Here is a 15513-nt window from a genome sequence, read left to right as displayed (position 1 = left end):
CCCGCCCCCGCGCCCGCCGCGGCCCCCCCCCCCCCGGCGGGGCGCCGCCGCCCCCCCCCCCCCCCCCCCCCCCCCCCCCCGACCCAGACACATGAACCGCCTTCCGCGACCACCCACGAGGGGCTCCGCCGTTGGCTGGGAACCCCTAGGCCACCGCTTCGACCACCAGCGTGCTGCCCTGCACCGCCACTACACGCACCCACGTACCTGCAGGCAGCTCCGGACCGCTCACCTGCCAGGACGCATCGTCAATGCTGACCCGTCCCTGGCCACCGACGATGCCCTGCTGCAGTACCACCTCCCGGCCGACCAGCTGCTCGGCACGGCGGTTGAGCAACGGCGCATCGCTGGGCCGTGCCCGCGGCCTCCCCCAACGCCGGTAGCACTGGATCGAGACCACACTCAGCAGGACGAAGGCGATCACCTGCCACAACAGTGGAATGTCGCTGAACACCGCAACCAGTACGAACACTGCCGCCGCGCCAATGCCGATCCACAGCATGAACGCACCCGGCGCCAGCGCTTCGGCCGCGAACAGCAGCAGCGCCAGCGCGCCCCAACCGACGACTTCCCAGCGCATATCAGCCTCCGAGCGGCGGCGGCCGCTTGCCAGCGGCCTTGTTGTCCTGGCTGGCCAGCGCCTGCTTCGCCAGTTCGGCCACGCCCGCGATCGAACCGATCACGCCACTGGCCTCCATTGGCATCAGCACCAGCTTCTGGTTCGGCGAACTGGCCAGCTCCTTGAACGCTTCCACGTACTTCTGCGCGACAAAGTAGTTGATCGCCTGCACGTCACCCTCGGCAATCGCCGCCGACACCACCTTGGTCGCCATCGCTTCGGCCTCGGCCAGGCGCTCGCGCGCCTCGGCATCGCGGAACGCAGCTTCGCGACGGCCTTCGGCTTCCAGCACGGTGGCCTGCTTCTCGCCATCGGCGCGCAGGATCTCCGACTGCCGTGAACCTTCCGCTTCGAGGATCTGCGCGCGCTTCTCGCGCTCGGCCTTCATCTGCCGCGCCATCGCATCCAGCAGATCGCGCGGCGGCTGGATGTCGCGGATCTCGATGCGGTTGACCTTCACGCCCCAGGGATTGGTGGCATGGTCGACCACGCTCAGCAGCTGGGCATTGATCACCTCGCGCTGGCTGAGCGATTCATCCAGGTCCATCGAACCGATCACGGTACGGATGTTTGTCTGTACCAGGGCGATCATCGCCACTTCCAGGTTGGCCACCTCATAGGCTGCCTTGGCGGCATCCAGTACCTGGAAGAACACCACGCCGTCCACGCGCACGGCGGCGTTGTCCTTGGTGATCACTTCCTGGCTGGGCACATCCAGCACCTGCTCCATCATGTTCACCTTGCGCCCCACCCCGTACACGATCGGGATCAGGAAATGCAGGCCGGGGGTCATGGTGTGCGTGTAGCGCCCGAAGCGCTCGACGGTCCACTCGTAGCCCTGGGGCACCATCCGTACTGCCTTGAACAGGATCACCACGGCCACGAAGGCCAGTACCACGGTAAAGAACATGGTCGGGAACATCTTGCTTTCCTTATCTATGACGTCCAGGCCCCAGCATAGCGGGTGAAGGCCACATTCACAGCAGAGCTACCAGGGCACGCGCCCGCGCAGGATGTCGGCGAACATCACCCAGTCGCCCATGAACGAGTACAGCGGGTGCTGGAAGGTGGCCGGGCGGTTCTTCTCGAAGAAGAAATGGCCGACCCAGGCAAAGCTGTAACCGCAGAACAAGGCGGCCAGCAACAGCACCGGCTGCCCGCGCAGGATCGCTGCAACGACCAGCAGCAGCACGCCGCAGCTGCCGACGAAGTGCAGCCGGCGCGATACCGGGTGGCGGTGCTCACTGAGATAGAACGGATAGAACTCGCGGAAGCTGGCGAAGCGGGACATGTACGTGTTCCGGGGGCCGTGGTCACCGCCATCATGCGCCTTCCTGGGAGGGAAAGCGGCCTGGACGGCGTGGCCGATTCTGACAAGGCAGTGCGTGTCCGGTGGCACTGCCTTTGCAGAGTCGAGCATGGCTCGACGCTACACCGGGGGCGTGCGCGGCCCGAACATGATCACCGCCATGCCGGCCAGGCACAGGGCTGCGCCGAACAGGTCCCAGCGGCTGGGGCGGATGCCATCGACCAGCCACAGCCAGAACAGCGCGGTGCCGATGTAGACGCCACCGTAGGCGGCATAGACCCGGCCACTGGCGGTCGGGTGCAGGGTCAGCAGCCAGGCGAACAGCGCCAGGCTGGCGGCCGCCGGCAGCAGCAGCCAGGCGCTGCCGCCCTTGCGCAGCCACAACCACGGCAGGTAGCAGCCGACGATCTCGGCCAGCGCAGTCAGCAGGAACAGGCCGAGCGTCTTCACGCTTTTTCGCCGGCCTTGGCGTGCTGCCACAGCGCTTCCTGGGCATCCAGATCCAGTGTCGCCAACGCGCTGCCCTGCGCTTCGGCCTGCGCTTCCATCGCACGGAAGCGGCGTTCGAACTTGTGGTTGGCCCCGCGCAGCGCCGCACCCAGATCGATATCGGCGTGGCGCGCCAGGTTGGCGCAGACGAACAGCAGGTCGCCCAGCTCTTCCTGCAGGCGCGCTTTGTTGCCGGCAATATCGCCGCGCTCGAACTCCTCGCGCAGCTCCTGCAGTTCCTCGGCCGCCTTGTCCAGCACCGGCAGCGGGCCTGGCCAGTCGAAACCGACCTTGGCCGCACGCGACTGCAGCTTCACCGCCCGCTGCCATTCGGGCAGGCCACGCGAGATGCCGGCCAATGCGGAGGTGTCCTGCTCGCCCTTGGCGGCACGCTCGGCACGCTTGATCGCATCCCAGTTGCGCGTCACCCCGTCGGCGTCATCGACGCTGACATCGGCGAACACGTGCGGGTGGCGGCGCTGCATCTTGTCGCTGATCGCGCGTGCGACCTCGGCGAAGGCGAAGGCACCCTGCTCCTCGGCCATGCGCGCATGGAACACCACCTGCAGCAGCAGGTCGCCCAGCTCATCGCAGAGATCATCGAGGTCGCCCCGATCGATGGCATCGGCGACCTCGTAGGCTTCCTCGATGGTGTACGGCGCGATGGTCGCGAAGTCCTGCTCCAGGTCCCAGGGGCAGCCGCCCTGCGGATCGCGCAGGCGCGCCATGATCGACAGCAGGCGCTCCAGTTCGTTGCTGGCGGCACTGCCGGTGGTGGGGGTGTCGTGCGCGCTCATGCAGTCTCCAGGGTCAATCGGACAACCAGTCGCGCCAGGGCAGGCTGGTGTCACCAAGGGCAATGAAATCGCCGTTCAACAGGGTCTCGCGGCGGTTGTAGCGGAACGGCTTGCCGGTGGCCGCTGACAGCACCGCGCCACCGGCAGCGTGCAGCACGCATTGGCCGGCGGCGGTGTCCCATTCGGAGGTCGGGCCCAGCCGCGGGTAGACATCCAGGCCGCCTTCGGCGATCCGGCAGAACTTCAGTGACGAGCCCTGCGCGATGGTCTCGATGCGGCCCATGCGCGCCAGCAGCGCCTCGGTTTCCGGCGAGCGGTGCGAGCGGCTGGCGGCCACCCGCAGCGGTGCGCTGGCCGGCATGCGGGTGCGCAGCACGGTGTCATGCAGGCCCTGGCGACGGTACGCCAGCTCACCGCGCATGGCATGCCAGACGATGCCGGTGACCGGCGCCAGCACCACGCCGAAGGCCGGTGCGCCCTGGTAGATCAGCGCGATGTTGACGCTGAACTCGCCGTTGCGCTTGACGAACTCGCGGGTGCCATCGAGCGGATCCACCAGCCAGTAGGCACCCCAGTGACGGCGCTGCTCCCAGCCCACCTGCGCCGACTCCTCGGACAGGATCGGCAGATCCGGGGTCAGCTGCTGCAGGCCCTGTTCAATGACCTGGTTGGCCGCCAGGTCGGCACTGGTGACCGGGCTGTTGTCATCCTTGATCTGCACGTCGAAGCCATCGGCATAGACCTGCATGATGGCCTGTCCGGCTTCCTGGGCGATGGCGATGGCGGTCTCGCGCAGGTCCGTGGTCAGTTTGATCATCGCGTTCCCTGCAGCCACTGCCGGGCGATGAACAGCGCCGCCAGCGAGCGTCCCTCGGAGAAGTCCTCGCGCAACATCAGCTGGTCCAGTTCGGCCAGCTTCCACGGCACCACTTCCAGTTCTTCCGGCTCATCGCCGGCCAGCTTTTCCGGGTACAGGTCGCGCGCCACCACCAGCCACGACTGATGGCTCATGTAGGTTGGGGCCAGCGTCATCGCGCGCAGCACGTCCACCCGGCGCGCACCATAACCGGCCTCTTCCTTCAGTTCGCGGTCCGCGGCCTGCTCGGGGGTCTCGCCGGCATCGATCCGGCCCTTGACCAGGCCCAGTTCGTAGCGGTGCATGCCGGCGGCGTATTCACGTACCAGCAGCACGGTCTCGTCATCGAGCATCGGCACCACCACCACCGCGCCATGCCCCCGGCTGACCAGCCGCTCGAAGCGGCGGCGTTCGCCGTTGGAGAACTCCAGGTCCAGGTGCTGGCGCTGGAAGGGACCGTTCTCCTCATCGGTGATCCGATGGATGATCGGCAAGCGACGGCCGGCACGGTCATCGTTCATGCGGAATCTCCGCGGCGGCCGGCGCCTGCGCCGGGGCCGATAGAATGTGCAGGCAGCAACATGTTCATGAGCCCGAAATGCTAGCAGACCCAACCCCTTCCCCGCTGGCCCAGCACTGGCGGCAGCGCGACCTGCAGGTGCTGTGGCACCCGTGCACGCAGATGCGCGAGCATCCGGACACCCTGCCGCTGGTGCCGATCGCCCGCGGCGAAGGTGCCTGGCTGATCGACCACGACGGCAACCGCTATCTGGATGCGGTCAGCAGCTGGTGGACCAACCTGTTCGGCCATGCCGAACCGCGCATCGGTGGCGCCATTGCCGCCCAGGCCGGGCAGCTGGAACAGGTGATGCTGGCCGGCTTCGGCCATGAGCCGGCCATCACCCTGGCCGAACGCCTGCTGGCGCTGGCCCCGCACCAGCCTGGCCGCGAACCGCTGGCCAAGGTGTTCTACGCGGACAACGGCTCCGCCGGCGTGGAAGTGGCGCTGAAGATGGCCTTCCAGTATTTCCAGAACCGTTGCGAGCCGCGGCGCACGCGGTTCATCGCACTGGAGAACGGCTACCACGGCGAGACCCTGGGCGCGCTGGCGCTGGGTGACATCCCGCTGTATCGCCGCGTCTATGCGCCGCTGCTGGCCGAAGGGCTGTTCGCGCCCTCGCCCGACGCCTACCTGGCCGAACCGGGCCAGAGCGCGGCCGATCGCGCGCGGCAGGCGGCCGATGGCCTGGCCACGCTGTTCGACCAGCACCCGGGCGAGATCTGCGCGGTGATCCTGGAACCGCGACTGCAGTGTGCCGGCGGCATGCGCATGCATGACCCGGTCTACCTGCAGCGCGTACGCGAACTGTGCGATGCCCATGGCGCGTTCATGATCGCCGACGAGATCGCCACCGGCTTCGGCCGCACCGGCACCCTGTTCGCCTGCGAGCAGGCCGGAGTGATGCCGGACCTGATGTGCCTTTCGAAAGGCCTGACCGGCGGCTTCCTGCCGCTTGCCGCAGTACTGGCGACGCAGGCGCTGTATGACGCCTTCCTCGACGACTCGCGCGAGCGCGCCTTCCTGCATTCGCACAGTTACACCGGCAACCCGCTGGCCTGCGCCGCGGCGCTGGCGACGCTGGACATCTTCCGCGACGACGATGTGATCGCCCGCAACCGGGGCATCGCCTCGGTGATGGGCACGCTGGCCGCACCGTTTGCCGACCACCCGCACGTGGCCGACGTGCGCCAGGCCGGCATGGTGGTGGCGTTCGAGCTGTCGCGCGATGGCAACAAGCGCACACCGTTCGACCCGGCCATGCGGCTGGGCCTGCACGCCTACAAGGCCGCGCTGAAACGTGGCGTGGTGCTGCGTCCGCTGGGCGACGTGCTGTACTGGATGCCACCCTACTGCGTGGATGACGAACAACTGGAGCTGCTGGCACATACCACGCTGGCGGCGATTGACGAGGCGATTGCATGCGCGTGACCCGCTGCCCTATCGACCTGGCGCTGCACAGCGGCCAGACCGTGACCCTGCCGGAAGAGACGGCCAACCACCTGGTACGGGTGATGCGCCTGCGCGAAGGCGATACCTGCGTACTGTTCAACGGCGATGGCAACGACTACAGCGCGACGCTGACCGTGGCCGGCAAGCGCGAGGTGCAGGTGCGCATCGACGCTGTGCAGGCCATCGCCAATGAATCGCCGCTGGCGATCACCTTGCTGCAGGGCATTGCCCGTGGCGAGAAGATGGACCTGATCCTGCAGAAGGCCACCGAACTGGGCGTGGCGGCGATCATTCCGGTCAACGCCGAGCGCACCGAGGTGAAGCTGGATGCAGCACGGGCGGAGAAGCGCGTGGCGCACTGGAACAATGTGGTGACCTCGGCCTGCGGCCAGTCCGGGCGCGCGCGCATTCCGCAGGTGGGTTCACCGTTGTCGCTGGCGCAGGCCGCGGCAGCACTGCCGGCCGATACGCTGCGGCTGACCCTGGACCCGCTGGGCACACATCGCCTGTCGACGCTGGCGGCCGCTCCGGCAGGCGGCATCGTGATCGCGATCGGCCCGGAAGGTGGCTGGTCGCCGCGCGACCGGGATCAGTTGGCGGCGGCAGGATTCCAGGGCCTGCAGCTGGGCCCGCGCATTCTGCGCACGGAAACGGCCGGCCTGGCCGCGATTGCAGCACTGCAGGCGCGGTTGGGGGATCTGGGGTAAGGCCCGATTCCTGGTAGTGGCGGGGGGGGGGGGGCGGCGCGCGCGGGGGGGGGGGGGCGGGGCCCCGCCCCGGCGCCCCACGCCACATAAAGAGTGTGGGGGGGTCGCGCGCGCGGGGGGCCGCCCCCCCCCCCCCCCCGGGCCCCCCCCCCCCCCCCCGCCACTACCAGGAATTCAAAATGCCCGGCGGATGTCCGATCAGGCCGCCAGCGAATCCAGGGCGGCTTCCAGCGCGTCCAGGTTCGGCAGCAGCGCGCTCTGCTCGCCCAGCAGCACACGCATGTGCACGATGTCCGGCAGGGTTTCTTCCGAGGCGTCAGCCAGCAGGCCGTCGCGCGGCACCGAAATCAGCTGCGGGAAGTTCTGCGTCAGCAGCGCGTAGTACGGACGCTGCGCGTTGCCGCTGAGGGCCTTCAGTACCACCACCTTGTTATGGCCGCTCACGGCTTCTTCGCCCAGTCCCGAAAGACGTGCGAACGACACCAGCGGCACCTGCCAGCCATGCCAGCCGATCTCGCCGACCAACCAGCGCGGCGCACCGGAGACCGGCTGCACCGGCACGCGCGACATCATTTCGGCCACGGTGGCATTGGGCAGCAGCACGCGCGCGTTGCCGGCCTGGATCAGGACGCCACGGATTTCGTCATTGCTGGCATAGCTCATGGTGCTTCTCCGTTGTCGTCCTGCTCACCCCAGCGCGCGGCAATCGCCTGCGCCAGTTCCTGCGGTTCACCGGCCACCATGCCGGCAGCAACCACCGCAGTGGCTGCAGCCGGGTCGTAGCAGCCCTCGCCGACCTGCCCGGCCACCCATGCACCGGCGGCGGCCAGATCCAGCGCCGGACCGACATGCGCAAGGTCAGCGCCGCTGAGCAGGACCAGCGCAGTGTGGTCAGCCGGCAGCGCGGCAATCGCAATGCCCAGCGCGTCGCTGACGAAATGCAGGCCGTCACTGGCTGCCTGCACGCCGATGTCATCGGCCAGCACGTGCACTTCACCCGGTGTTGCACGCTGGCCGGCTTCAGCCAGCTGCACCGGCAACGGCGACACGCGTGCCATCTGCTTGACCAGGTTGCCGTAGCGCCCGCCATCCAGCCGCATGTGCACCAGGACGGGCACGCTCAGCGAAGACGGCAGCGCGCCGAGCAGGCGACGCAGCGCATCCGGGCCACCGATGCCGGCCAGCACCAGCAGCGATCCGGCGCGTGCGCCCACGGGCGCTGCGGCATCCAGATCGACCAGGCTCAGATGACCGGTATCGAAGGAAGACAGCGGAGCCTCCACCGCAGCGTGGTGCGGAGCGGTTGCCGAGGTATCGGCCTCGTCCTCGACCAGCGACCAGGCGGTGTGGTCGAAGGAGACCGGCGGTAGCGGCGGTGCTGCGGACGCGGTCTCTGCCAGCGACGGCAGTGCGGGGGCCTCCAGCGGCTCCGACACGACCGGCTGCAACGCCGCCAGCGCCTTTTCCAGCGCGATCGGTTCGTGCAGCTGCGCAGGCGGCGAGTACAGAGTGTCAGCGGGGACCTCGTCGGCCCAGCTCAATGCCTGCTCCAGGTGCGGCTGCAGCGCTTCGTCCTGCGGCGCCGGTGCCGGTGCCGGGTGGCCCGGCTCCAGCTGAAGGCTGGGTTCTTCTTCGGCCCCCGGCGGCAACACCTGCTGGTGGCCATGCAGCTTGGCGGCCAGATGACGGCCCCAGCGCTGAGCCTCCCAGCCATCACGACGTGCAGCCAGTTCGGCCTCGTCGAAGACCAGGGTCAGGCCCGGTGCGGACAGCACCGCTTCCAGGCGCTCCAAGGCGTCCTCGATGGCGGCCTCCAGCGCGATCACCACGAACTGTGGGCGCGCCTCCTGCAGGACCCGCGCCTCCAGCGTGTTGGGATCATCTTCCAGCACCAGCTGCACATCCGCATGCGACAGCGCCTCGCGCAGGCGCTCACGCGCCGCGCCGGGACGGGCCAGCAGGGCCACGGCCGGAGCCGCTTGGGTTTCACTCACGGACACGGGCGATCCCCAGCAGGTCGTACACGTTACGCATCAGGTCCAGTTCCTGGTACGGCTTGCCCAGGTAGCGCTGGACACCGATCTCGAAGGCGCGCTGGCGGTGCTTGTCACCGCTGCGCGAAGTGATCATCACGATCGGCACGTCCCTGTAGCGCGGGTCGGCACGCATCGCGGTGGCGAGCTCGTAGCCATCCATGCGCGGCATCTCGATATCCAGCAGCATCAGGTCCGGCACGCGCTCTTCCAGGCGCTCCAGCGCCTCCACGCCGTCGCGCGCAACGCTGACCTCGAAATTGTGGCGTTCGAGGATGCGACCGGTAACCTTGCGCATGGTCAGCGAGTCGTCGACCACCATCACCAGCGGCACCTGGCGCTCCTGGCGCGGTGCGTTGGCCAGCACAGGCGGCGTCGGGTTGGCGAGGAAGCGGCGCACCAGCGGCGCCACGTCCAGGATCACCACCACGCGGCCATCGCCGGTGATGGTCGCGCCGTAGATGCCCGGCACCGACGCGATCTGCAGGCCGACCGGCTTGACCACGATTTCGCGGTTGCCCAGCACCTGGTCGATCGCCACGGCCGCACGCAGATCACCGGCACGGACCAGCAGCAGCGGCACCTGGTCCTGGCCATCGGCACGCGCCGGGGCCTGCCCGACCAGGCTGCCGAGGTCGTACAGCGGATAGTCTTCGCCGCTGTAACGGTAGCTGCTGTCGGCGGCTTCGAAACGCTCGCGCGACAGGCGGCCGATACCACTGACCGAGGCCACCGGCACCGCGAAGGTGGTTTCGCCGATCTGCACGAACACCGCCTGGGTGACGGCCAGCGTCTGCGGCAGGCGCAGGGTGAAGCGCACGCCCTGGCCCCGCACCGACTGGATGTCGACCGAGCCACCGAGCTGGCGCACTTCGTTGCGCACCACGTCCATGCCCACGCCACGACCGGCCAGCTGGCTGACCTGGTCGGCGGTGGTGAAGCCGGACGCGAAGATCAGGTTGTCCAGCTCCTGCTCGTTTGGCTGCGCATCGGCGGCCAGCAGGCCACGGTCGATGGCGCGGCGGCGGATCGCCTCGCGGTCCAGGCCAGCACCGTCATCGGCCACTTCCAGCACGATTTCCGAGCCTTCGCGGTGCAGGCGGATGGCGATCTCGCCTTCCTCCGGCTTGCCGGCGGCGCGGCGCTGTTCCGGCGCTTCCAGGCCATGGGCCACGGAGTTGCGCAGCATGTGTTCCAGCGGCGCGACCATGCGGTCGAGGACGTTGCGGTCCAGTTCGCCGTGGGTACCTTCCAGGGTCAGGTGGACCTGCTTGCCGGTATCCATGCCGGACTGGCGGACCACGCGGCGCAGGCGCGGCACCAGGCCATCGAACGGCACCATGCGCGCGCGCATCAGGCCATCCTGCAGCTCGGAGCTGACGCGCGACTGCTGCTGCAGCAGCGAATCGTACTGGCGCGACAGATCGTCCAGCACGCCCTGCAGGCCACCCAGGTCGGCCGCCGACTCGTTCAGCGCACGGCTGAGCTGCTGCAGGGTGGAGAAGCGGTCCAGCTCCAGCGGATCGAACTTCTGGTCGGCCTGGTCCTGCTCGCGCTGGTAGCGGGCGACGATCTGCGCCTCGGTTTCCAGGTCGAGTCGGCGCAGCTGGTCGCGCAGTCGCGCATTGGTGCGCTCCAGTTCGCCCATGGCACCACGGAAGGCACCCAGCTGCTGTTCAAGCCGCGAGCGGTAGATCGCCACTTCACCGGCATGGTTGACCAGGCGGTCGAGCAGGTCGGCGCGCACGCGCACCTGCTCCTGCTGCGGACGCGCCAGCGGATCTTCATCGACCTCGCCCTCGGCCGGAAGCGGAGCCGACAGCGGCGCTTCGATCGGGGTCGCCAGCGGACCCGCGGCCTGTGCGGGCACGGTCTCGATCTCGCTGGCCGCACGCGCGGCCGCAGCGGCTGCGGCGATATCGATGGTGGTGCGGACCTCGAAGGCTTCGACCAGATCCTGCGCCGGCTCCACCACGCGGTGCGCGCCGGTGCGGGTGAGCAGCTGGTGCAGGCGGTCAAAGCCACGCTCCAGCAGCTGCACGTCGCGGCGCTCGATCTCGGTGCGGCCAGCGGCCACCGCCTCCAGCAGCGATTCGATGCTGTGGCCAAGGTCGCCGATGGCATTGATGCCAGCCATGCGTGCGCCACCCTTCAGGGTGTGCAGATCACGCTGCAGGCCAGCCAGCACCTCGCGGTCCTGCGGTGAATCGCGCAGTTCGCTGATCAGGCCATCGCAGTGGTCGAGCAGGTCCTTGCCTTCTTCGACAAAGATATCGACCAGCTCGCGGTCGTACACACTGAAGTCAAGTGCATCGGCGCCGTCTTCGGCATCCGCCGCAGCAGGTGCCTGCTCGTGGTGCAGCGCGCGGGACACGATGTCGGTCGCTGCAACCTGTGCATGGGCATCGACCGTGCCCTGGCCCGGTGCTTCTTCCATTTCGAAGAAGCGCACCGCAGCAGTGCCGCCCTGCGACGCCTCCGCGGTGATCTCCTCAATCACCGTCGCCGGGGACGGCTGATCGGCGCTCTCTCCTTCACCGACCGCCGCCTCCCCGCCGACGTCCGCATCCTCGGCAAAGGCATCTGCCTCGCCCGGCGCGAGTTCGCTGGCCTGGAGGCCGATCACGGGCCATTGCCCGTCGTCGTCCAGGGTCTGCTCCTCCTCGATCACGTGCAGGCCGGCCTCGAGCGCGGCTGCCAGCGTGACCGGTTCTGCAAAACCCGGCACAGCCATTTCATCCTGCAGGCTCGACAGCTCGCTGTCGAGTGGCAGTGCAGCAGCGTCTTCAATGACGTTGTCATCGCCGCTGTCCGAATCAAACGGCAACGGCGTATTCAGGTCGATCGCGTCAACTTCCGCAGACACCGGCAACGCTTCCGCGTCGCGGTCATCCACCGGCAGCGCACTGGCGTCGAGGTACGGCGACAGATCGTCTGCCATGGTCAGGTCAGCGTCATCGACCGTCGCGATCGCCGGCACGGCATCTGTTTCGTCCTGTGCAACATCAGGCGCACTTTCAATCGGCTGGATCGATTCAATCGCGCCGGTGCCCGCCACGATAGGTTCACCTTCGCCCGGTACCGATGGCCAGTCGGCGTCGAAGTAACGCGAAAGATCGTCGCTGGCGGTCAGCTCGCCCACGTCCAGGCCGCTGTCGGCTGCGACATCCAGCGCCTGCAGTTCGGTTGCAGCTGGAACCGGTTCCAGCGCATCTTCGGCATGCGACTGCGGCTCGGCAATGAGATCGGTCGCCGCATCGAAAGCGGACGGCATGCTGGTTTCTTCCAGCGTGTCCAGCCCGGCCAGCGGCGCTTCGGCCGCGGATGCCTGCTCGGCATCAGGCGCCAGCTCGACGCCCTCTTCGTCCTCGTCCTCCCGCGCGAACAGCGGCCAGCGCGCTTCCGGCAGCTCGCCGGCCAATGCCTGCAGCCGCTGCACCAGCGCGCCCTGCGGAACAATCCGCGGCTGTTCGGCCTGCAGCGCCTCCATGGTCGCGGTGATCGCCTGCGCGGTCGCATCCAGTGCGGCTACGCCCTCGTCGCCAGGCACCACGTCGGCGGCCAGTGCGCGCTTGATGTAGGACTCGGCACCGCCGGTGACCGCCGTGATTTCCGGCACTTCGGTCATCGCGAAGGCGCCGTTCATGGTGTGCACCGCACGCAGCAGTGCGTCGCTGACCGGCTGCGGTGCCTGCTGCGCCGAGCGCAGCCATTCCTGCAGGGTCGCCTGGTGGACTTCGACCTCGGCCTCGAGGATCTCGCGCAGTACGCTGTCGATGTTGGCCGGGGTACCGGCGTCTTCGGCCACTGCCGTGGCATCGGCCTGCGCCGATGCAGCGGCCTCGGCTTCCAGCAGGCGGCTGATTTCGTCTTCGCCTTCGGGCTCGGCCAGTGTCGCTGCCGGTGCGGCCGCAGCCGGCAACGGTACGTAGAAGGTCTCCTCGCCGGCACCGACCCGATCGGCGATGGCCTGCATCGCCTGCAGGTCCACGCTGATGCGCTGGCCATGGCGCAACGCGGCGTTCAGCTGCGGCAGCGCGGCATGGGCGTTGTCGACCATCGCCAGCACCGCCGGAGTCGCCGGGCGACTGCCATCCAGCACGCGATTGAGCATGCCTTCGATCTTCCAGGCGAACTCGCCCAGGGTACGTGCCCCCACCAGGCGGCCACTGCCCTTGAGGGTGTGGAAGATGCGGCGGATCGGCCGCAGCCGGTCCATGTTGTCCAGCTGCATGCGCCATGCCGGCAGCAGCGTGCCCAGGTTGGCCAGCTCGTCGTCGAACTCTTCCAGGAACACCTCGCGGATGTCCTCGTCGATGTTCTCGGCATCGTCGTCGAAGCCGGCCTCGAAGCCGGTCTCGGTCCCGGCCACGACCGGGATGTCCGCAGCGGGCGGAGCCGCCATGGCCTGCGGATTGAAGTCGGCCGCCGCGGCACTCAGCTCGGCGAAGAACTGCGCGTCGGCTTCGCTGAAGTCGATGGGCGCAATGGTGTCGATATCAATCACCGACACCGCCGGTGCCGATGCATCGGAGACCGGCGTGAGCACCTCGGCCATCGGCGCGGGCACGTCCTCCTGCACATCCGCCGGAACCGCGTCCGCTTCGGCAACCACAGGGCTTTCGTCCACCCGCACGGGTGCAGCGGGATCGACGATCTCCAGCGCCGGGTGCAATCCGGCGTCGTCGTCCAGCGACAGCGTCTCCATCGCGTGCAGCAACAGCACGTCGTCGGCATTGTCCAGCGCATCGGCGTCGAAACGGAACACCACGTCGTCACCGGCGGCGACCACATCGTGCTCGGCAGCCACCGGGTCGAACACGGGCGCGGCAAAGTCAGCGGTGTCGAAGGGCACCGACGCGTCGACATCATCCTCGACATCCATTACAGCCACATCGGCCGATGCCGGTGGTATTGCCTCCGACAGTGTCCACTGCGGCGCCGGTTCCACGCTGGTTTCGGCCCGTTCGAAACTGACCGGGTCGAAGCTGGCGAAAGTCGGACTGCGCTCGTCTTCGGCACTCGCGGTCGGTTCGGAGTCCGGATGGAACGGTGCGAGATCCCATTGCGGCACCTCGGGCGCGGGCGCGCTGGAGGCAGCGAAGACCAGCGGTGCATCCGCGTCGTCATGCAGCGACAGCGGTGTGGAGGCGACACTCCCCAGCGCCCCGAACATCGGGCGGTTGTCCACCACCTCCGGTGCAGGCGTGGCCGGTGGCGGATCGAAGGTGAAGTCCGGCAGCGGCACCGGCACCGTGCCGGCGGCGGGCGCGGCCGGCTGCACCGGAATCTCGATGGGCTCCGGCTGCACCGGCTCGGCCTGCAGCGCGATCGGCTCGCGATCCACCAGCAGCGATGCGAACGGAATCGGCGCGGCGGCAACAGGCTCCACCGCATTGCGGTCCGGCAACGGCCAGTAGCGCAGCGCTTCAAGGCTGCTGCGGGTGATGTCGAGGATGTCCTCGCGGCCCGGGCGGCGGTCGCGCAGAGCCTCGAGGTAGTACTCCAGGCTGGCCATGGCATCGGCCAGGGTGTCCAGCTGGCGGCCACTGGGCACGCGCTGGCGACCGATCAGCTCGGCTTCGATGTACTGCTGCACACCGCGCAGGTAATCGGCGGCGGTGTTCAGGTCGAGCATGCGCAGCGCACCGGACACATCGCCCAGCAGGCGCGGCACGTCCTGCAGCTCGGCATGGTTCCAGCTGGTTTCGATGAAGGCGACGAAATGCTCGCGGGCGGCGGCGAAGTTGGCGATGGCCTCATGTGCCAGCACCTCCACCGTGCGCCGGTTTTCAACCGCGCTGGGGTCATCTTCGCCACTGCCGGCGCCCAGATGGGCGACCTGGTCGTCCAGCGACGCGTCCACGTAGAGCAATGCGCCGGCGATATCCAGCAGCAGGTTCTCGTCGATCTGCTGGCGCCCTTCGACCACGCCACGCAGCGCATCGCGCTGCTGCACGACCACCCCGCGGGCAACGCCCAGGCCCATCATGCCCAGCGTATCGGCCACGGCGCCAAGTTCGTTGGCCTGGGTCTGCAGCTGTTCAGGCGCACCGCCGGTGCGCAGGTGCAGGTCCAGCGCATCCTTGATGCGCAGCAGTTCTTCCTTCACCGCGCTGCCCACGGTATCCAGCAGCTCGCGGTTGCGCCCGCTCAGGCTGCCACGGGCATGGTCCAGCTCGGCCTCGGTGGCGCTGACGCTGTCCGGCGCGAACGCCAGCAGCACGCTGTCATGCACGCCTTCTTCGCCACGCGCGGCACGGATTTCGTTGAGCAGTGGCATCAGCACGATCGGAATATCGCGATGCCCGTTCTGTAGCCGCTCCAGGTAGTCGGGCAGCAGCACGCTGCCACGCATCAGGGTCGCGCAGGCTTCATCCCGATCGGCCACGCTACCGGCGCCGATGGCATTGGCCAGCTGTTCCAGCTCCTCGGCCACCATCGCCGGGGCGTACAGCTCGACCATGCGCAGGGTGCCCTGCACCTGGTGCAGGTAGCCGGCGCAGATGCGCATGCGGCTGGCATCGGCCGGGTCTTCCGCGTAGTACTCGACCTCGTTGCGCACCTGGCGCAGGGTCTCGTCCAGCTCGGGCTTGACCCAGCCCAGCGCTGCGTGGCTCATCGCATCGCGCAGACTGCTCATGGACGCGCTCCGTTCGCCGCCGCGCGGAGGCCGCGCGAGTTCTGGCGTG

Annotated in this window: 12 protein-coding genes; 2 read left to right on the top strand and 10 right to left on the bottom strand. The window is 68.5% G+C overall.

All coding sequences use genetic code 11. The annotated features are described in order from the left end of the window. Positions 1 to 145 precede the first annotated feature (145 nt). The 7 genes from V3B46_RS12350 to nudE all read right to left on the bottom strand — a co-directional run bounded on the left by V3B46_RS12350 (position 146) and on the right by nudE (position 4591). Positions 146 to 580: an NfeD family protein gene (locus V3B46_RS12350; protein ID WP_257472311.1), complete on the bottom strand. Its 435-nt coding sequence runs from the start codon at positions 578 to 580 to the stop codon at positions 146 to 148. Between the two features lies 1 nt (position 581). Then, positions 582 to 1541 (bottom strand): SPFH domain-containing protein, encoded by a 960-nt coding sequence (locus V3B46_RS12345; RefSeq protein ID WP_005410704.1) that lies wholly within the window; start codon positions 1539 to 1541, stop codon positions 582 to 584. A gap of 66 nt (positions 1542 to 1607) precedes the next feature. Further along, on the bottom strand, positions 1608 to 1910 hold the full coding sequence (locus V3B46_RS12340; RefSeq protein WP_049422150.1) for an Mpo1-like protein: 303 nt from the start codon (positions 1908 to 1910) through the stop codon (positions 1608 to 1610). A gap of 138 nt (positions 1911 to 2048) precedes the next feature. After that, positions 2049 to 2378 carry a YnfA family protein gene (locus V3B46_RS12335; RefSeq protein WP_154264210.1) on the bottom strand — a complete coding sequence of 110 codons (330 nt, stop codon included), beginning with the start codon at positions 2376 to 2378 and terminating at the stop codon, positions 2049 to 2051. Further along, on the bottom strand, positions 2375 to 3214 hold the full coding sequence (gene mazG, locus V3B46_RS12330; protein ID WP_329892001.1) for a nucleoside triphosphate pyrophosphohydrolase: 840 nt from the start codon (positions 3212 to 3214) through the stop codon (positions 2375 to 2377). Before mazG ends, V3B46_RS12335 begins: the two co-directional genes overlap by 4 nt. A 13-nt stretch (positions 3215 to 3227) precedes the next feature. After that, a complete protein-coding gene (gene cysQ / locus V3B46_RS12325) occupies positions 3228 to 4031 on the bottom strand; it encodes a 3'(2'),5'-bisphosphate nucleotidase CysQ (protein WP_329892000.1) in 804 nt (267 codons plus the stop codon). Beyond that, complete coding sequence (gene nudE, locus V3B46_RS12320; RefSeq protein ID WP_005418435.1) at positions 4028 to 4591, bottom strand: ADP compounds hydrolase NudE; 564 nt, start codon at positions 4589 to 4591, stop codon at positions 4028 to 4030. Before nudE ends, cysQ begins: the two co-directional genes overlap by 4 nt. Positions 4592 to 4668: 77 nt before the next feature. Between nudE and bioA the strand changes: the two genes are divergently transcribed. Next, the gene (gene bioA / locus V3B46_RS12315; RefSeq protein WP_329891999.1) at positions 4669 to 6060 is read left to right on the top strand and encodes an adenosylmethionine--8-amino-7-oxononanoate transaminase; all 1392 of its coding nucleotides are present in this window, start codon (positions 4669 to 4671) and stop codon (positions 6058 to 6060) included. Further along, positions 6051 to 6788, top strand: a complete 738-nt coding sequence (locus V3B46_RS12310) for a 16S rRNA (uracil(1498)-N(3))-methyltransferase (protein ID WP_329891998.1) — start codon at positions 6051 to 6053, stop codon at positions 6786 to 6788. The genes bioA and V3B46_RS12310 overlap by 10 nt, the downstream gene beginning before the upstream one ends. 198 nt (positions 6789 to 6986) lie before the next feature. Here V3B46_RS12310 and V3B46_RS12305 read toward each other — a convergent pair whose 3' ends face one another. Genes V3B46_RS12305 through V3B46_RS12295 form a run of 3 tightly spaced genes read right to left on the bottom strand, consistent with a single transcriptional unit; the run spans position 6987 to position 15464 of the window. Next, a complete protein-coding gene (locus V3B46_RS12305) occupies positions 6987 to 7451 on the bottom strand; it encodes a chemotaxis protein CheW (RefSeq protein ID WP_049422146.1) in 465 nt (154 codons plus the stop codon). Beyond that, positions 7448 to 8788 (bottom strand): chemotaxis protein CheB, encoded by a 1341-nt coding sequence (locus tag V3B46_RS12300; protein WP_329891997.1) that lies wholly within the window; start codon positions 8786 to 8788, stop codon positions 7448 to 7450. The genes V3B46_RS12305 and V3B46_RS12300 overlap by 4 nt, the downstream gene beginning before the upstream one ends. Beyond that, positions 8775 to 15464, bottom strand: coding sequence for an Hpt domain-containing protein (locus V3B46_RS12295; RefSeq protein ID WP_329891996.1), 6690 nt, complete (start codon positions 15462 to 15464; stop codon positions 8775 to 8777). Before V3B46_RS12295 ends, V3B46_RS12300 begins: the two co-directional genes overlap by 14 nt. Positions 15465 to 15513 lie beyond the last annotated feature (49 nt).

Source organism: Stenotrophomonas sp. SMYL11 (assembly GCF_036320005.1).
GTDB classification, from domain to species: Bacteria; Pseudomonadota; Gammaproteobacteria; order Xanthomonadales; family Xanthomonadaceae; genus Stenotrophomonas; species Stenotrophomonas maltophilia_A.
Note: the sequence above shows the minus strand (reverse complement) of the source record. Positions and strands in the feature narration are given on the sequence as shown.